Origin of the sequence: Pseudomonas haemolytica, from assembly GCF_009659625.1 — a bacterium.
GTDB lineage: Bacteria > Pseudomonadota > Gammaproteobacteria > Pseudomonadales > Pseudomonadaceae > Aquipseudomonas > Aquipseudomonas haemolytica.
Genome location: NZ_VOIW01000001.1, coordinates 517,074 through 534,350, shown reverse-complemented (window position 1 = coordinate 534,350; position 17,277 = coordinate 517,074). Strand labels below are relative to the sequence as shown.

General features: G+C 60.6%; 15 protein-coding genes. 9 read left to right on the top strand and 6 right to left on the bottom strand.

Annotated elements, in window-relative coordinates; genetic code table 11:
- Positions 1–52: 52 nt before the first annotated feature.
- From FRT59_RS02365 to FRT59_RS02325, 9 genes are all read left to right on the top strand, one after another.
- On the top strand, positions 53–808 hold the full coding sequence (locus FRT59_RS02365; RefSeq protein WP_034118315.1) for a DeoR/GlpR family transcriptional regulator: 756 nt from the start codon (positions 53–55) through the stop codon (positions 806–808).
- A 303-nt stretch (positions 809–1,111) separates the two neighbouring features.
- Positions 1,112–2,650, top strand: a complete 1,539-nt coding sequence (gene glpD, locus FRT59_RS02360; protein WP_034118316.1) for a glycerol-3-phosphate dehydrogenase — start codon at positions 1,112–1,114, stop codon at positions 2,648–2,650.
- Positions 2,651–2,974: 324 nt separating this feature from the next.
- On the top strand, positions 2,975–3,901 hold the full coding sequence (locus tag FRT59_RS02355; protein ID WP_034118317.1) for a glutamate/aspartate ABC transporter substrate-binding protein: 927 nt from the start codon (positions 2,975–2,977) through the stop codon (positions 3,899–3,901).
- Between the two features lie 193 nt (positions 3,902–4,094).
- A complete protein-coding gene (locus FRT59_RS02350) occupies positions 4,095–4,841 on the top strand; it encodes an amino acid ABC transporter permease (protein WP_025856885.1) in 747 nt (248 codons plus the stop codon).
- Positions 4,841–5,512 carry an amino acid ABC transporter permease gene (locus tag FRT59_RS02345; RefSeq protein ID WP_034118318.1) on the top strand — a complete coding sequence of 224 codons (672 nt, stop codon included), beginning with the start codon at positions 4,841–4,843 and terminating at the stop codon, positions 5,510–5,512. Before FRT59_RS02350 ends, FRT59_RS02345 begins: the two co-directional genes overlap by 1 nt.
- On the top strand, positions 5,509–6,243 hold the full coding sequence (locus FRT59_RS02340) for an amino acid ABC transporter ATP-binding protein (protein ID WP_033896404.1): 735 nt from the start codon (positions 5,509–5,511) through the stop codon (positions 6,241–6,243). Before FRT59_RS02345 ends, FRT59_RS02340 begins: the two co-directional genes overlap by 4 nt.
- A 109-nt stretch (positions 6,244–6,352) precedes the next feature.
- Positions 6,353–8,254 carry a two-component sensor histidine kinase AauS gene (aauS, locus tag FRT59_RS02335; RefSeq protein ID WP_153870308.1) on the top strand — a complete coding sequence of 634 codons (1,902 nt, stop codon included), beginning with the start codon at positions 6,353–6,355 and terminating at the stop codon, positions 8,252–8,254.
- On the top strand, positions 8,251–9,600 hold the full coding sequence (gene aauR, locus FRT59_RS02330) for a two-component response regulator AauR (protein WP_153870307.1): 1,350 nt from the start codon (positions 8,251–8,253) through the stop codon (positions 9,598–9,600). Before aauS ends, aauR begins: the two co-directional genes overlap by 4 nt.
- Positions 9,600–9,938, top strand: a complete 339-nt coding sequence (locus FRT59_RS02325; RefSeq protein ID WP_034118321.1) for a GlpM family protein — start codon at positions 9,600–9,602, stop codon at positions 9,936–9,938. Before aauR ends, FRT59_RS02325 begins: the two co-directional genes overlap by 1 nt.
- 12 nt (positions 9,939–9,950) lie before the next feature.
- Here the strand turns inward: FRT59_RS02325 and FRT59_RS02320 are convergent, their stop codons facing one another.
- Genes FRT59_RS02320 through FRT59_RS02295 form a run of 6 tightly spaced genes read right to left on the bottom strand, consistent with a single transcriptional unit; the run spans position 9,951 to position 17,216 of the window.
- Positions 9,951–11,348, bottom strand: a complete 1,398-nt coding sequence (locus FRT59_RS02320) for a sigma-54-dependent transcriptional regulator (protein WP_153870306.1) — start codon at positions 11,346–11,348, stop codon at positions 9,951–9,953.
- A complete protein-coding gene (locus tag FRT59_RS02315) occupies positions 11,338–13,116 on the bottom strand; it encodes a sensor histidine kinase (RefSeq protein WP_034118323.1) in 1,779 nt (592 codons plus the stop codon). Before FRT59_RS02315 ends, FRT59_RS02320 begins: the two co-directional genes overlap by 11 nt.
- Positions 13,116–14,240 (bottom strand): GNAT family N-acetyltransferase, encoded by a 1,125-nt coding sequence (locus FRT59_RS02310; protein WP_034118324.1) that lies wholly within the window; start codon positions 14,238–14,240, stop codon positions 13,116–13,118. The genes FRT59_RS02315 and FRT59_RS02310 overlap by 1 nt, the downstream gene beginning before the upstream one ends.
- Before the next feature lie 39 nt (positions 14,241–14,279).
- Positions 14,280–15,128, bottom strand: a complete 849-nt coding sequence (locus FRT59_RS02305; RefSeq protein ID WP_162524984.1) for an alpha/beta hydrolase — start codon at positions 15,126–15,128, stop codon at positions 14,280–14,282.
- On the bottom strand, positions 15,125–16,519 hold the full coding sequence (locus tag FRT59_RS02300) for an aspartate aminotransferase family protein (RefSeq protein WP_034118326.1): 1,395 nt from the start codon (positions 16,517–16,519) through the stop codon (positions 15,125–15,127). Before FRT59_RS02300 ends, FRT59_RS02305 begins: the two co-directional genes overlap by 4 nt.
- A complete protein-coding gene (locus tag FRT59_RS02295) occupies positions 16,512–17,216 on the bottom strand; it encodes an MtnX-like HAD-IB family phosphatase (RefSeq protein ID WP_034118327.1) in 705 nt (234 codons plus the stop codon). Before FRT59_RS02295 ends, FRT59_RS02300 begins: the two co-directional genes overlap by 8 nt.
- Positions 17,217–17,277: the final 61 nt, after the last annotated feature.

Sequence of the window (17,277 nt, the reverse complement as noted above, 5' to 3'; positions counted from 1 at the left end):
GATTCCTGCGTCATCATGGGCCACTTTTGTATGGCAGCCCAAAGGACGCCCCATGAATCTGCCTCCCCGCCAACAACAAATCCTCGAACTGGTCCGCGAACGCGGCTACGTCAGCATCGAGGAAATGGCGCAGCTATTCGTTGTCACCCCGCAAACCATCCGCCGCGATATCAACCAGTTGGCGGACGCCAATCTGTTGCGCCGCTACCACGGCGGCGCGGCCTATGACTCCAGTGTCGAGAACACCGCGTACGCCATGCGTGCCGACCAGATGCGTGACGAGAAGCAACGCATCGGCGAAGCGATTGCCGCGCAAATCCCCGATCACGCCTCGCTGTTCATCAACATCGGTACCACGACCGAATCCATCGCCCGTGCGCTGCTCAATCACAACCACCTGAAAATCATCACCAACAACCTCAACGTCGCCACCATGCTCAGTGCCAAGGACGACTTCGATGTGTTGCTCACCGGCGGCAACGTGCGCCGCGACGGCGGAGTGGTGGGCCAGGCAAGTGTCGATTTCATCAACCAGTTCAAGGTCGACTTTGCCTTGGTGGGCATCAGTGGGATCGACGAGGACGGCAGCCTGCTGGACTTCGACTACCAGGAAGTGCGGGTTTCCCAGGCAATCATTGCCAATGCGCGGCAGGTGATCCTGGCGGCGGACTCCAGCAAGTTCGGGCGCAATGCCATGATTCGCCTGGGGCCGATCAGTCTGGTGGATTGCCTGGTGACTGATCAGCAGCCGGTGCCGGCGTTGGTGCAGTTGCTGAATGACCATAAGGTGCGCCTGGAAGTCGTATAGCCCAGTAGTCTCTCCGGCGTCTGCACTGGCGCCTTCGCGAACAAGCCCGCCTCCACAGTTGACCGCATTCCCAAGCCGGAACTCGGTCGAGTGTGGGAGCGGGCTTGCTCGCGAAGGCGATCTACCCCGCGCCCTTTTCCTCGGGCTTGCCCGGGTAAATGTTCACAAATTTTCCTTTTCCCGCCCTTCGATGAGTTTTTTCAATCGAAGTCGGGTGGCTGTGCCCGCGTTTATCAGCTACCATTTTCGCAAATGAACATTAATGTTCGAATTCCAATACGAAAAAGATCGCGAGGCTAGCCGATGAACCCTTCCACCTTGCCTGCTCCACCGCTTGCCGAAGTCTATGACGTTGCCGTAATCGGTGGCGGGATCAATGGCGTCGGCATTGCAGCAGACGCAGCCGGTCGCGGTTTGTCGGTATTCCTTTGCGAAAAGGACGACCTCGCCAGCCACACCTCATCGGCCAGCAGCAAGCTGATCCACGGTGGCCTGCGTTACCTGGAACATTACGAATTCCGCCTGGTGCGCGAAGCCCTGGCCGAACGTGAAGTGCTGCTGGCCAAGGCCCCGCACATCGTCAAGCAAATGCGCTTCGTGCTGCCACACCGCCCGCACCTGCGCCCGGCGTGGATGATTCGCGCCGGCCTGTTCCTTTATGATCACTTGGGCAAGCGCGAGAAACTGGCGGGTTCCAAAAGCCTCAAGTTTGGCGCCGACAGCCCGCTGAAAAGCGAAATCACCAAGGGCTTTGAATACTCCGACTGCTGGGTCGACGACGCCCGCCTGGTAGTGCTCAATGCCATGGCTGCCCGCGAGAAAGGCGCGCACATCCACACCCAGACCCGTTGCATCAGCGCCCATCGCAGCAACGGCATGTGGGAAATGAACATGGAACGTGCCGACGGCAGCCTGTTCTCCATCCGCGCCCGCGCCTTGGTGAACGCTGCTGGCCCTTGGGTGGCCAAATTCATCCGGGACGACCTCAAGCTGGATTCGCCCTACGGCATCCGCCTGATCCAGGGCAGTCACTTGATCGTGCCAAGACTGTACGAAGGTGCCCATGCGCACATCCTGCAGAACGAAGACCAGCGCATCGTCTTCACTATTCCGTACCTGAACCACCTGACCATCATCGGCACCACCGACCGCGAATACACCGGCGACCCGGCAAAAGTAGCGATTACCGAAGGTGAAACCGACTACATGCTCAACGTGGTCAACGCACACTTCAAGAAACAGCTGAGCCGCGACGATATCGTCCACACCTACTCCGGCGTGCGCCCACTGTGCAACGACGAGTCGGACAACCCGTCGGCCATCACCCGTGACTACACCCTGGCACTGTCCGGCGCTACCGGCGAAGCACCGATCCTGTCGGTGTTCGGCGGCAAGCTGACCACCTATCGCAAGCTGGCTGAGTCAGCCATGGCCCAACTGGCGCCGTACTTCACCCAGATGCGCCCAAGTTGGACCGCCACGGCCAGCCTGCCCGGCGGCGAAAACATGACCACGCCTGAAGCCCTGGCCGAAGCCATCCGCACCAAGTACGACTGGGTGCCGAGCGAAATTGCCCGTCGCTGGTCCACCACCTATGGCAGCCGCACCTGGCGCCTGCTGGAGGGCGTTCAATCGCTGACCGACCTGGGTGATCACCTGGGTGGCGGCCTGTACACCCGCGAAGTCGATTACCTGTGCGCTGAAGAATGGGTGACGCAACCGCAGGACGTGCTGTGGCGCCGTACCAAGCTTGGCCTGTTCACCACCCCGCAGGAGCAGGAGAACGTGCAGCGTTACCTGTCGAAGGTCGAGCAGAACCGTAGCAAGATCGAAGCGGCCTGATCGCCCAGCCCCAAAAAGCCCTCGCACCGAAAGGTGCGGGGGCTTTTTTATGCCTGCGGATCAGGCGATCTCGTATTCGGTTTTCCGAACGCGAGCTCACACCCTATTCGGTTTGCCGGACTAAACGCTGAAACCCTTGTTGCAACACAAAGTTAATCTCCATATAAATCATGAAGTTAACCTTTTATTTTCGGTATGGCACGACTCATGCTCTACACTCTTCGACGATTGCCTGGGGCGCCTTAGGAGCCGTCACGGGCATTCGCTATACAAGAGAGCCGTTCACCTGGCTTCATAAAAAAAACAAATGTCGAGGAAGTATTGATGCGTATCGTTCCCCATATCCTGGGCGCAGCTATCGCTGCTGCTCTGATCAGCACTCCAGTTTTCGCCGCCGAACTCACCGGCACACTGAAGAAAATCAACGACTCCGGCACCATCACTCTCGCTCACCGCGACAGCTCCATTCCGTTTTCCTACATCGCGGATGGTTCGGGCAAACCCGTGGGCTACTCCCACGACATTCAGTTGGCCGTCGTTGAACAACTGAAAAAAGACCTGAACAAACCCGACCTGAAAGCCAAGTACAACCTGGTGACCTCGCAAACCCGTATCCCGCTGATCCAGAACGGCACCGCGGATCTGGAGTGCGGCTCCACCACCAACAACGCCGAACGCGCCCAGCAAGTCGACTTCACCGTCAACATCTTCGAAATCGGCACCCGCCTGCTGGTCAAGAAAGACAAGGATGGCAAGCCGTCCTACGTTGACTTTGCCGACCTGAAAGGCAAAAACGTCGTGACCACCGCTGGCACCACGTCCGAGCGCATCATCAAGGCGATGAACGCCGACAAGCAGATGGGCATGAACGTCATCTCCGCCAAAGACCACGGCGAATCCTTCCAGATGCTCGAGAGCGGCCGCGCTGTCGCGTTCATGATGGATGACGCGCTGCTGGCCGGTGAAGAAGCCAAGGCCAAGAAGCCGGACGACTGGGTCATTACCGGTACTCCGCAGTCCTTTGAAGCCTACGCATGCATGGTTCGCAAAGGCGATCCTGACTTCAAGAAAGCCGTGGATGACGCCATTGTCGCCCTGTACAAGTCCGGCGAGATCAACAAGATCTACAGCAAGTGGTTCGAAAGCCCGATTCCACCTAAAGGCCTGAACCTGAACTTCCCGATGAGCGACAAGGTCAAGGAGCTGATCGCTACCCCAAGCGACAAACCAGCGCCTGACGTAAAAATCTAATACCTGACTAAGCTTATTCCTGAGGGAGCCAACCCTCCCTCAGGCATCTGTTACTACCTGCTGGCTTTAATTTGGAACACTCGACCTGGTGATTTTCGAGCCGATCGCGTGTGCCTGGCATTCATTGTCAGGCGGGAAAGGATCTTCCCCAAGCGGGTGCTTGTATATCGATCGATCTCGAGGGGAGACCCTAATGAATTACAACTGGGACTGGGGCGTGTTCTTCAAGTCCACCGGCGTGGGCAGCGAGACTTATCTCGACTGGTACATCGCCGGCCTGGGCTGGACCATTGCCATCGCTGTCGTGGCATGGATCATCGCCTTGCTGCTGGGCTCCATTCTGGGGGTCATGCGCACCGTGCCAAACCGCATCGTATCGGGCATCGCGACCTGCTACGTGGAACTGTTTCGTAACGTGCCGCTGCTGGTTCAGCTGTTTATCTGGTACTTCCTTGTACCCGACATGCTGCCGCAGAACCTGCAGGACTGGTACAAACAGGACCTGAACCCGACCACCTCGGCCTACCTGAGCGTGGTGGTGTGCCTGGGCCTGTTCACCGCCGCCCGTGTGTGTGAACAAGTGCGTACCGGCATCCAGGCGCTGCCCCGTGGCCAGGAATCCGCTGCACGCGCCATGGGTTTCAAGCTGCCGCAGATCTACTGGAACGTGCTGCTGCCCCAGGCTTATCGCATCATCATTCCGCCGCTTACCTCGGAATTCCTCAACGTGTTCAAGAACTCCTCCGTGGCGTCCTTGATCGGCTTGATGGAACTGCTGGCGCAAACCAAGCAGACCGCCGAGTTTTCGGCCAACCTGTTCGAAGCCTTCACCTTGGCCACGCTGATCTACTTCACCCTGAACATGAGCCTGATGTTGCTGATGCGCGTAGTGGAGAAGAAAGTCGCGGTGCCCGGCCTGATCTCCGTGGGGGGTAAATAATGGACTTCGATTTCAGCGGCATCATCCCCGCTATCCCGGGCCTGTGGAACGGCATGGTCATGACCTTGCAGTTGATGGTCATGGGTGTGGTTGGCGGTATCGCGCTGGGCACCGTCCTGGCGCTCATGCGCCTGTCGTCCAACAAACTGCTGTCCCGCGTGGCTGGCGCCTACGTGAACTACTTCCGCTCGATCCCGCTGCTGCTGGTGATCACCTGGTTCTACCTGGCGGTGCCGTTCGTGCTGCGCTGGATCACCGGCGAAGACACACCGATCGGCGCGTTCACCTCCTGCGTCGTGGCGTTCATGATGTTCGAGGCCGCGTACTTCTGCGAAATCGTGCGGGCCGGCGTACAGTCGATCCCCAAGGGCCAGATGGCCGCAGCACAAGCCATGGGCATGACCTACGGCCAGACCATGCGCCTGATCATCCTGCCCCAGGCGTTCCGCAAGATGACGCCGTTGCTGCTGCAACAGTCGATCATCCTGTTCCAGGACACTTCGCTGGTCTACACCGTGGGCCTGGTGGACTTCCTCAACTCCGCCCGCTCCAACGGCGACATCATCGGCCGCTCCAATGAGTTCCTGATCTTTGCCGGTGTCGTCTACTTCATCATCAGCTTTTCCGCCTCGCTGCTGGTCAAGCGTCTGCAAAAAAGGTTTGCCGTATGATCTCTATCAAGAACATCAACAAGTGGTATGGCGACTTCCAGGTGCTGACCGATTGCAGCACCGAGGTTAAAAAAGGCGAAGTGATCGTGGTATGCGGGCCGTCCGGCTCGGGCAAATCCACTCTGATCAAGTGCGTGAATGCGCTGGAACCGTTCCAGAAGGGCGACGTTGTGGTCGATGGCACCTCCATCGCCGACCCGAAGACCAACCTGCCGAAACTGCGTTCGCGCGTGGGCATGGTGTTCCAGCACTTCGAGCTGTTCCCGCACCTGACCATCACCGAAAACCTGACCATCGCGCAGATCAAGGTGCTGGGCCGCAGCAAGGAAGAAGCCACCAAGAAGGGCCTGCAACTGCTCGACCGCGTGGGCCTGTCGGCACACGCCCACAAGCACCCTGGCCAACTCTCCGGTGGCCAGCAGCAACGTGTGGCGATTGCCCGCGCCCTGGCCATGGACCCGATCGTCATGCTGTTCGACGAACCGACCTCGGCGCTGGACCCGGAAATGGTCAACGAAGTGCTCGACGTGATGGTGCAACTGGCCCACGAAGGCATGACCATGATGTGCGTGACCCACGAAATGGGCTTTGCGCGCAAAGTGGCCGACCGCGTGATCTTCATGGACGCCGGCAAGATCATCGAAGACTGCCCTAAGGAAGAGTTCTTCGGCGACATCAGCGCCCGCTCCGAACGTGCGCAGCACTTCCTTGAGAAAATCCTGCAGCACTAAGCAATACATAGCGCCCATTGCCGAAACGGGGTCAATGTGGGAGGGGGCAAGCCTCCTCCCACATTGGCCCGCACAGGCTGGCAGCTCTGGTTGACCCAAGGCATCTGTGATGAAATGCGACCCCAATCAATATCGCGCCGCGCCGCCATCACTTGCCGTGAAGCCTCGTCTGATACGCCAACTGTTCCTGCCGCCGTTGATCATCGCCCTGATGGTCGGCCTGGGTTATATCGGCTTCTGGGTCAGTGAGTACTATGGCATCCGCACCCTCAGCGACAACGGCGAACGCCAGTTGGAGCTGCATGCCCGCACTGTCGAAAGCGAACTGAGCAAATACACCTACCTGCCCAGCCTCCTGGAGTTGGAGTCGAGCGTTTCCCGATTGCTGGCCGACCCGAACCAGGAAGCCCGCAAAACGGTCAACGACTACCTCGAAGGCCTGAACCGTCGCAGTCGCAGCCGAGCCATCTACGTGATGGACACCACCGGCCGCGTGCTGGCCACCAGTAACTGGCGCGATGCGGACAGTTACCAAGGTGAAGACCTGTCCTTTCGCGCCTATTTCCAGAACGCCGTTCGCGGTCAGCCCGGCCGTTTCTACGGTATTGGCAGCACCAACGGCGAACCCGGTTACTACCTGGCCCATGGCCTTGAAGAGCACGGCAAGATCATCGGCGTCGCGGTGGTCAAGGTCCGCCTCGAAGCCCTTGAAGAACGCTGGCAGCGCGCCCGCCTCGAAGCCTTCGTGAGTGACGAGAACGGCATCATCATCCTCTCCAGCGACCCGGCCCGCCGCCTCAAGGCCGTGCGCCCGCTGAGCGATGACACCAAGGAACGCCTGGCCCACAGCCTGCAATATTACTGGGCGACGCTCAACGAACTGGAGCCCCTGGCTCGTGAGCGCCTGAACGAAGGCACCGAGAAACTGACCTTCCCGGCCAACACGGAAGTGGTCAACGACGAACACGCCGTCAGCTACCTGGCGCAAACCCGCCCACTCAATGACACGCCGTGGAGTTTCACCCTGCTCACCCCGCTCAACGACCTGCGCCGCGCCGCGATCAACCAGGGCATCCTGGTGGCCGTCGCCTTTGGCCTGGTCGCCTTCTTGCTGATTGCCTGGAACGAGCGGCGCAAGGTCATCGCCACCCGCCTCGCCGCGCGGGAAGCCTTGCAGGAAGCCAACAGCCTACTGGAACGGCGAATTGCCGAACGCACCGCCGACCTGCGCGCCAGCAATGAACGGCTCAAGGGCCAGATCCGCGAACGACGCCAGGCCGAAGAAACCCTGCGCCACGCCCAGGACGAACTGGTCCAGGCCGGCAAGCTCGCGGCCATCGGCCAGATGTCCACCAGCATCGCCCATGAATTGAACCAACCGCTGGCGGCCCTGCGCACGCTGTCGGGCAACACGGTGCGCTTCCTTGAGCGAGGCGCCCTGGACACCGCCAGTACCAACCTCAAGACCATCAACGAACTGATCGACCGCATGGGCCGCATCACCGCCAGCCTGCGCTCCTTTGCCCGGCGCGGTGACGACCAGGGCGAGGCCAACCTCGGCAAGGCTGTCGACGCCGCATTCCAGGTACTGGGTGCGCGCCTGGACGGCCTGCCGCTGACCTTGCACCGTGACTTCGACAACGCTCAATTGCAGATCGACCAGACACGCCTGGAGCAGATCCTGGTGAACCTGATCAGCAACGCCCTCGATGCGATGCAAGCACAGTCGGCACCGCAACTGTGGCTGGAAGGCCAGGTCAGCGACGGCAAATACCGCTTGCGCGTACGCGACAACGGCCATGGCATCGACCTCGAGACGCGCAAGCATTTGTTCGAACCATTTTTCACCACCAAGCCTGGCGAGCAGGGCCTGGGCCTGGGCCTGACGCTGTCGGCCAGCCTCGCGGCGGCAACCGGCGGCAACCTCGCCGTGGAACACCCGGCCGGTGGTGGTACTGCCTTTGTCCTGAGCCTGCCGCTGGTGGGCGCTCAACACACTGAGTCGACATGAATACAGACACTACAGCCCCGAACGACGACCTCACCGTGCTGATCGTCGAAGACGACCCCCATGTACTGCTCGGCTGCCAGCAAGCCCTGGCGCTGGAAGACATACCCAGTGTCGGCGTGGGCAGTGCCGAAGAAGCGCTCAAGCGTATCGGCGAGAACTTTGCCGGGATTGTTATCAGCGACATTCGCCTGCCGGGCATCGACGGCCTTGAGCTGCTCACCCGCCTCAAGGCGATGGATAAAAGCCTGCCGGTGGTGCTGATCACCGGGCACGGCGATATCTCTATGGCCGTCGGCGCCATGCGCAACGGCGCCTACGATTTCATGGAGAAACCCTTTTCCCCCGAACGCCTGGTGGACGTGGCGCGCCGCGCCCTGGAGCAACGCGGGCTGGCGCGGGAAGTCTGGTCGCTACGTCGCCAACTGGCCGAGCGTGACTCGTTGGAAGGCCGCATCATCGGCCGCTCGCCAGCGATGCAAAACCTGCGCGAACTGATCGCCAACGTCGCCGACACGTCGGCCAACGTGCTGATCGAAGGCGAGACCGGCACCGGCAAGGAACTGGTCGCGCGCTGCCTGCATGATTTCAGCCGGCGTCATTCCCACCAGTTCGTCGCCTTGAACTGCGGGGGCCTGCCGGAGAACCTGTTCGAAAGCGAAATTTTCGGCCACGAAGCCAACGCCTTTACCGGTGCAGGCAAACGCCGCATCGGCAAGATCGAGCATGCCCACGAAGGCACGCTGTTCCTCGATGAAGTGGAAAGCATGCCGATCAACCTGCAGATCAAGCTGCTGCGAGTGCTGCAGGAACGCACCCTGGAACGCCTGGGCTCGAACCAGAGCGTGGCGGTGGATTGCCGGGTGATCGCCGCCACCAAGTCCGACCTCGACGAACTGAGCCGCGCCAGCCAGTTCCGCAGCGACCTCTACTACCGCCTCAACGTGGTGACCCTGGAACTGCCACCGCTGCGCGAACGGCGTGAAGACATCCTGCAGCTGTTCGAACACTTCCTGCAGCAATCGTCACTGCGCTTCGACCGCAGCGTCCCGGACCTCGACAACCAGACCTTGTCGAGCCTGATGAGCCACGACTGGCCGGGTAACGTGCGGGAACTGCGCAACGTCGCCGAACGCTTCGCCCTGGGCTTGCCCGCCTTCAAGAAAAGCGGCGCGAGCAGCGGCAACCATGGCCAGGCCTTTACCGAAGCCGTGGAAGCCTTCGAGCGCAACCTGCTGGTTGACGCTCTGCAACGCAGCGGCGGCAACCTGACCCAGGCCAGCCAGGAACTGGGGATGGCCAAAACCACCCTGTTCGACAAGGTCAAAAAATACGGGTTGAGTCACTGATGGATCTTTTTCTGAAGGCCGCCCTGGGCGCGGCGGTGGTGCTGATCCTGGCGGCGCTGGCCAAGACCAAGAACTATTACATCGCGGGGCTGGTGCCGCTGTTTCCGACCTTTGCGCTGATTGCCCATTACATCGTCGGTAAAGGCCGTTCGGTGGAGGATTTGAAGACCACCATCGTGTTTGGGATGTGGTCGATCATTCCGTATTTTGTGTACCTGGCAACCTTGTATGTGATGGTGGATCGGATGCGGCTCGAAGCGTCACTGGCAGTGGCCGCCGTGGCCTGGTTGATGGCCGCCTCGATCCTAGTCAGCATCTGGGTTCGCCTCCACTCCTGACTCAACTCGGCATCAGCGGACTATTTTGTCGACTTGGATGCCCAGCTTCTTCAGGCGATACCAGAAGCTCCTCTCGGAAATCCCGATGCGCTGTGCCGCCGCGGCCTGCACGCCATTGCTCTCTTGCAACGCCGCGAGGATGTAGGCTTTCTCCACTTCCGCCAACGCCGCATCCAGGTCTTGTGGCACGCCCGGGCCTTCGCTGAGAATCGCCGTCACGCCAGCCTCGGCAGGCCTGGAAGCAAACAGATACCCCGGCAAATCAATATCCTCGATCACAGGCGAGGCCGCCACGATGGTCGCGCGCTCCACACAGTTCTGCAGCTCGCGGATATTGCCCGGCCAGTGATACGCCGCCATGGCCTGCAGCGCCTCGGGGCTGAAGCCGGTGATGCGCTTGCCGGCGGTGGCGCTCAAGGTCTGGGCGAAGTGTCGGGCCAGGGGGGCGATATCTTCCACACGCTCGCGCAGGGCCGGCAGCGGAATCGGGAAGACGTTGAGGCGGTAGTACAGGTCTTCGCGAAACTCTTTGTTGGCCACCGCGTCCAGCAGGTTCTTGTTGGTGGCGGCGATCACTCGCACGTCGACCTTGCGCTCCCGAGGGTCGCCCACCGGCTCGATCACCCGCTCTTGCAAGGCACGCAAAATCTTGGCCTGCAACGCCAGGGGCATATCCCCGACTTCGTCGAGAAACAAAGTGCCCTTGTCGGCCTGCATGAAGCGCCCTACCCGGTCGGCCACGGCGCCGGTGAAGGCGCCTTTGCGATGGCCGAACATCTCGCTTTCCAGCAAGCCTTCGGGAATCGCCGCACAATTGACCGCCACGAAGGGTTTGTCGGCGCGGCTGCCATGCTTGTGGATGGCGCGGGCGACCATTTCCTTGCCGGTACCGCTTTCGCCAGTCAGCAGGATGGTGGCGCTACTGTCACGTACCGAATCCACGGCCTGCAGCACCTTGCGAAACGCCGGGCTGTCGCCCACCAGGCTGTCGAACTGCGCATGCTCGTCCAGCTCGGCGCGCATGCGTGCGTTATCGCGCATGATGTCGCGAAATTGCAGGGCCTTGGCCACAGTGATATCCAACTCGTCGATATCGAACGGCTTGGCGATGTAGTCATAGGCGCCGTTGCGCATCGAGTGCACGGCATTTTTCACCGTGCTGTAGGCGGTCATCACGATCACCGGCACCTGTGGGTAGCGCAGCTTGATCTCGGCCAGCAGCGCCGGGCCATCCATGCCCGGCATGCGCCAGTCGCTGATGACCAGGTCGATGTCCTCATCTCCCAGCACCTTGAGCGCATGCAGGCCATTGCCCGCGCTGAACACCTGGATGCCGTTCTGGCTCAAGGCCTGGGTCAGCAAATCACAGAGCTTGGGCTCGTCGTCGACCACTAATACGTTATGCGTCATGCCCGTCCTCATCCTCGCCGTCGTCTTCACCGTGAGCCGGAATGTACAGGCTGAAGGTGGCGCCGGCATCTTTCTCACTGGCGCATTCGATGCTGCCGTCGTGACTTTCCATGATTGAATAGACTTTGGCCAGGCCCAGGCCGGTGCCCGATGCCTTGGTGGTGACGAATGGCGTGAAGATGCGCTCTACCATATCCGCGGCTATGCCCTGGCCGGTGTCGCCGATGCTGATCACCGTGTTGTCGCCCACGCTGCGAATCCCCAGGGTCAGGCGCCCGCCGTCGGGCATTGCGTCGATGGCGTTGAGAATCAGGTTGAGGCAAGCCTGCTTGAGCTGCTTGGCATCCGCATAGATCGTGGCGTCGGGCGCCTGGTCGTCAATCTGTGCATCGATGTTGTGAGTACTCAGCTCTGGGCCGCAGAAGCCGAGAATCTCTTCCACCAAAGCGCGTGCCGGCTGCAGCACGCGGATCGGCGGGTTGGGCTTGGCGAAGTCGAGGAATTCGGTGATCAGGTCGTTGATGCGGCTGACTTCGCTGATGACATATTCCAGGTGGCGCTTGTCGGTTTCTGCCAAGTCGGCGCGCCGGTGCAGTAGTTGGGTGGCGGTCTTGATGATGCCCAGCGGGTTGCGGATTTCGTGGGCCAGGCCCATGGCGACTTCACCCAGGGCATGCAGGCGATCACGTCGGCGCAGTTGGGCCTCGAGGTGATGCAACTCACCCAGTCGCTCGGTCATGTGGTTAAAGGTGCTGCTCAATTGCGCCAGCTCGTCACCGCCAGTGACCACCACACGGTGGGCGTAACTGCCCGAAATCACCGCGTCCACGCCCTGGGACAAGTCCCGCAGCGGCTTGGTCAGACGCCGCGACACCAGCAACCCCGCCGCCAGGGACAGCGCCGAGCTGAGCAGGAAGATCAGCACGAACAGGTTGCTCTGGTTCACCAGCCCCACCAGGCTGGTATGACGCAACAGGCCGCTGAAGATCACCCCTTGCAACTCGCCGGCGTCATTGAAGATCGGCCAGTACAAACCGCTGTACTGGTTGGTGAATTGCTCGCTCGGCTGCTTGGTGCTGCGCAGCGCGGCCTCAACGTTTTTCGGAATGCGCGAAGGGTGATTCTCGAAGCGCTGGGTGGAGAATATCTCGGAAAAACCCGCCGGGTTAGCCAGGTACAGGCGCAGGTCGAGGGAGTGCACATCGGCCACGCTGGTAAGGAAGCTGCTGTCCAGGTAAGTGGCCACCAACAACAAGTAGTCGACGCCGTCACGGCTGGTTTCGAAGGTCGACACCACCAGCCCCGTGCTCACCCCGGCGACTTGCACAGTCTGCAGCACCGCGTTGCTGGTCAGGCTGATCTGCCTGACGATGTCATCGGAGGCCGTGCTGAACACCACTTTATGGTCACTGGTGCGAATCAGCGCCACCACGTCGATATCGGTGGCATCGGCAATGTCGGCGGTGAGCCGGTCATGCTTGGCGGCCTGCTTGGACGACGGCGGGCTGGTGTAGCGCAGGAACAGCTTGGCCATGCGTGCGTTGTCATGAAGGATGTCGCCTATCTCATCCTTGACGATCTTGGTCGACTCTTGCAGCCAGATACGCACGTTGCTGTCGAAAATCTGCGACAGCGTGGTGGCGGCCAACTCAGCTGCAATCATGGTCGGAATAACGCTGACCAGCCAGAACGCCAGCACCAGCTTGCGCTGGACGCTCCAACGCGAAATGGCAAAGGGGCGGGCTTTCTGGCGGGTCTTGGTGATCATCAGGTTTCGCTTATCGCAGCAGCCATGGCAGGGTCGGAACGATCCGGTCGAATAAACAGTTTTACAAGCTTGAGCAGGCCGTTGACCAGCCGGTTGCGGTGACGAAAGAACAGGCTGTTGCCCTGGAACTCGCACCCCAGGCGCAGTTTACTGGCATACCCCGCCTGGCCGCACTCGTACACCGGTATATCGTGTTCAATACAGTAGTCGACATTGGTCAGCCAACTGCGGAAGTACAGGTTGTAGTCACGGCTGAACTCGATGTCATGGCCAAAGAACTTGTCTACCAGCCGATGCTCGTCCAGCAGCATCAGGTTAAACGCCACCAGGCGTTCGTCCACCCAGTAAAGAACACAGACCGCCCGCTCGTGAAGGTGTTCGAGCACACCCGTGAAGTAACCGGCGGGCAGGCGCTCGAACTGCAAGTCCGCGCGCGTGAGCGTGGCTTCATACAGGCGCATGACCTCAGGCAACACGTCATCAATATTGCGGCGCCACTCGACCCGTGGCCCAGGCGCGCGCAGCTTGCGGCGCAGGTCCTTGCGCGTGGATTTTCCCAGCGAACCCAGGTACGCGTCCACCGAACCGTAGGGCAAAGACAACACACCAGTAGGCAGGCTCGGCATGCTTTGAAAGCCTGCGGCGCGGCAGCTGTCAGCCCAGTGCGGGTCGTTGGCCGGCGCGTCCTTGACCGCCACCAGCCCGATACCGAATTGATCGGCATCGCCACGCGCAGCCGCCAGCAACTGCTGCAACAACATCGGGCGCCGGGCCGCTGGCACATGGCTGGCGACGCCCGCATCACAGCGTTCGGCCACCGGCGAACCGATGGCGTACAGCGCCAGTTGCAAAGCACCCGGCCACAGTCGATCCAGGCGCTCGGTCAAGCGCTTGCCAGCCCCCGACACCGTGGTGTCGAGGCGATAATGGGTGATGAACGCGGCCGCAACAGCCACCAGCGTTTCATCGTCGTAGACCGCCAGGTAACGCCACTGAAAGTCAGCAATCGCGGCGTTTTCCACGGCCAGATAGTAATCCCAATCCTCCAGGGCACCGGGAAAACAGTCGTTCCAGGCATCGCGCTGGATAGCCCGGATGGTCGGGAAGGCTTGGGTGGTTATCACAGTTTTTCCTTATCAACACCGCCCCTACAGGTAAGCGGATCACGCCACACGATTGAGCTGCACCGCGTGTTGCTCGATAAACTCGGCACTCAACTCGATCACCCGTCGGTATTGCAGGTCGACGGTGATCATGTGGTAGCAGTTATCCAACAGGATCTTGGTCACCGGCCCGCCGAGGTGGCGCTCCACGTAGTCGGCGTTCCAGCGGCTGGTGATGTCATCCTCGATGGAATGCAACACCAGCGCCGGCACCTTGACCTGGGGCATGCGTTTCTTGACCACGGCATTCATACGGTGCAACTCGCGCACAGTGATGCCTTCCATGGTCAGCAACCCTGCCTCGCTACTCTCCCCTTCCTTCATCTGCCGCTCGACGATAGCCCGCAGGCGCTCGTTCTTGATGCCGTAGGGCGGCTTCTCTTCGAAGCGGCAGATGTGCACGCCGAACGGAATCTTCATCAGCAACGGCGTGAGGAACGCCAGCTTGTTAATGCTCCAGCCGTCGTACTTCAAGGTCGTGGAATACATCAGCAGCCCGGCGACTTGGCCTGGGTGTTCGGCGGCCACGTACATCGACATCACCGCGCCCATGGACAAGCCACCGACAAAAACCTGCTCGTGGCGTTGCTTGACCTGTACGAAGGTCTTGCGCACCCCTTCGTACCAGTCCAGCCAACCGGTGGCTTGCAGGTCGCTGTTATCGCCGCAATGCCCGGCCAACGTGGGTACATACACCGTGCAGTTACCCGCCTTGGCCAGGCCCTTGGCGACCTGGCGCAATTCCGTCGGAGTGCCGGTCAGGCCGTGGATCAACAGGATCCCGACCGGACCGTCACCGAGAACGAAGCCGGCATCGCCTTCACCGAGGTCAATACCGTACGTACTCACCGCTTGGTCGCTCGCACCAGCAATTGCTCGAGCAGCTTCAGGCCCAGGTCGATTTCCGGGTAGCTGATTTCCAGGGACGGTGCCAGGGTGATCACGTTCTTGTAGTAACCGCCCACGTCGAGGATCAGCCCGAGTTTCTGGCCGTCTACGACCATGTCGCCTTTCATGCCTTCTTCGACCATGTAGTCCAGGGTCGCCTTGTCCGGGGTGAAACCGTCCGGCCCGCAGATTTCGCAGCGCAGCGCCAGGCCCAGGCCATCGACGTCGCCGATGATCGGGAAACGTTTCTGCAGGTCCTGCAGGCCTTCCAGGAAGTATTTGCCCTTGGCCATGACCATCGCGCCGTAGTCGACTTCGCTGGTCATCTTGAACATTTCCAGGCCCACCGCCGTACCCAACGGGTTGGAGGCGAACGTGGAGTGAGTGGAGCCTGGCGGGAAGACCGTCGGGTTGATCAACTCTTCACGGGCCCAGATGCCGCCCAGTGGGTTGAGGCCGTTGGTCAGTGCCTTGCCGAACACGATCACGTCCGGTTGTACGTCGAAGTGCTCGATCGACCACAGCTTGCCGGTGCGGTAGAAGCCCATCTGGATTTCGTCGGACACCATCAGGATGCCGTGCTGGTCCAGCACATGCTTGAGTTCGCGGTAGAAGTTCATCGGCGGGATCACGTAGCCGCCGGTGCCCTGGATCGGCTCGACGTAGAAGGCTGCGTATTCGCACTGGTTGGTTTTCGGATCCCAGACGCCGTTGTATTCAGTCTCGAACAAGCGCGCGAACTGCTGCACACAGTGGCTGCCGTACTCTTCTTTCGTCATGCCCTTTGGGCCACGGAAGTGGTATGGGAACGGAATGAAGTTGGCGCGCTCGCCGAAGTGGCCGTAACGGCGGCGATAGCGGAAGCTGGAGGTGATCGACGAGGCGCCGAGCGTACGACCGTGGTAGCCGCCTTCAAAGGCGAACATCAGGCTCTTGCCGTTGGAGGCGTTACGCACCACTTTCAACGAGTCTTCGATCGACTGCGAACCGCCGACGTTAAAGTGCACGCGACCGTCGAGGCCGAACTTGTTCTTGGCGTCGACCGCGATCATTTCCGACAGCTCGATCTTGCCTTTGTGCAGGTACTGGCTGGCGATTTGCGGCAGGGTGTCGATCTGCTTTTTCAGCGCGTTGTTCAAGCGCGGGTTGGCGTAGCCGAAGTTGACCGCCGAGTACCACATTTGCAGGTCGAGGTAGGCCTGGTCTTCGGTGTCCCATACGTAGGAGCCTTCGCAACGGCTGAAAATACGCGGCGGCTCGATGTAGTGGACGGTGTCGCCGTACGAGCAGTACTTGGCTTCTTTATCCAGGAGAACCTGGTCTTCGGGGGTGGCGATACGGATATCAGACATGATGGAAGAGTTCCTGATTGTCAGAAGAGGTGTTGAAGGTGGTGGCGTTGGCGGCGATGCCTTGTGGCAGCTTGGCCAGCAATGCAGGCACTTCGGCAAAGGTGTCGAAGCGCGCGTGAGGAATGTTGTTGGCTTCGCAGTACCTGGCGAGGCTGCCCTTGGCAAACACGAAGTCGGCGGTGGAGGCCACGCACATGTCGGACTTGCCGTCGCCGATCACCAGCACGCGTTTGTTACGCGGGGTGGATTTGCACTTGCAGTTGCCGGAAGCAGCACGGCAGGCATCGCTGGCATACGGGAAGTCGATGCGCCAGCTGTTCTGGTCGACCTGGCGCAGGCGGTTGGCCAGGATCGGCAGCAGGGTCACGTAGTTGCGCGACAGGATGCGGGCGATGCCCTGCTCGATGCCGTCGCTGACCACTTCGATGGAGGCGCCAAGGCCCATGACGTGATCGACGAAATCCGGGAAGTCCGGGTCGATCTCGACGCTGTCGAAATACGCCAGCAATTCACTTGGGGTAGCTTTGATCAGCGCCAGTTGAAGGCTCAGGCATTCGCGTGAACCGATATGCCCATCCAGCCATTGCTGCTCAATGGTTTCCCACTCGGGGCCTGCGAAGCGTTGGAGGACGTTGTCGATGACATCCGTGGGGGTAATGGTCCCATCGAAGTCACACACGATATGCCAGTTGATCATCTGCCTTTCCTTTAGGTAAAGGGCCTTAGAGGGCGCGCTGTATGCGCTTGCCAAGGGATAG

What these genes read in the sequence shown, in the direction of transcription:
- FRT59_RS02365 (WP_034118315.1), top strand. Translation starts at nt 53, where the DNA reads ATGAATCTGCCTCCCCGCCAACAACAAATCCTCGAACTGGTCCGCGAA.
- glpD (WP_034118316.1), top strand. Translation starts at nt 1,112, where the DNA reads ATGAACCCTTCCACCTTGCCTGCTCCACCGCTTGCCGAAGTCTATGAC.
- FRT59_RS02355 (WP_034118317.1), top strand. Translation starts at nt 2,975, where the DNA reads ATGCGTATCGTTCCCCATATCCTGGGCGCAGCTATCGCTGCTGCTCTG.
- FRT59_RS02350 (WP_025856885.1), top strand. Translation starts at nt 4,095, where the DNA reads ATGAATTACAACTGGGACTGGGGCGTGTTCTTCAAGTCCACCGGCGTG.
- FRT59_RS02345 (WP_034118318.1), top strand. Translation starts at nt 4,841, where the DNA reads ATGGACTTCGATTTCAGCGGCATCATCCCCGCTATCCCGGGCCTGTGG.
- FRT59_RS02340 (WP_033896404.1), top strand. Translation starts at nt 5,509, where the DNA reads ATGATCTCTATCAAGAACATCAACAAGTGGTATGGCGACTTCCAGGTG.
- aauS (WP_153870308.1), top strand. Translation starts at nt 6,353, where the DNA reads ATGAAATGCGACCCCAATCAATATCGCGCCGCGCCGCCATCACTTGCC.
- aauR (WP_153870307.1), top strand. Translation starts at nt 8,251, where the DNA reads ATGAATACAGACACTACAGCCCCGAACGACGACCTCACCGTGCTGATC.
- FRT59_RS02325 (WP_034118321.1), top strand. Translation starts at nt 9,600, where the DNA reads ATGGATCTTTTTCTGAAGGCCGCCCTGGGCGCGGCGGTGGTGCTGATC.
- FRT59_RS02320 (WP_153870306.1), bottom strand. Translation starts at nt 11,348, where the DNA reads ATGACGCATAACGTATTAGTGGTCGACGACGAGCCCAAGCTCTGTGAT.
- FRT59_RS02315 (WP_034118323.1), bottom strand. Translation starts at nt 13,116, where the DNA reads ATGATCACCAAGACCCGCCAGAAAGCCCGCCCCTTTGCCATTTCGCGT.
- FRT59_RS02300 (WP_034118326.1), bottom strand. Translation starts at nt 16,519, where the DNA reads ATGTCTGATATCCGTATCGCCACCCCCGAAGACCAGGTTCTCCTGGAT.
- FRT59_RS02295 (WP_034118327.1), bottom strand. Translation starts at nt 17,216, where the DNA reads ATGATCAACTGGCATATCGTGTGTGACTTCGATGGGACCATTACCCCC.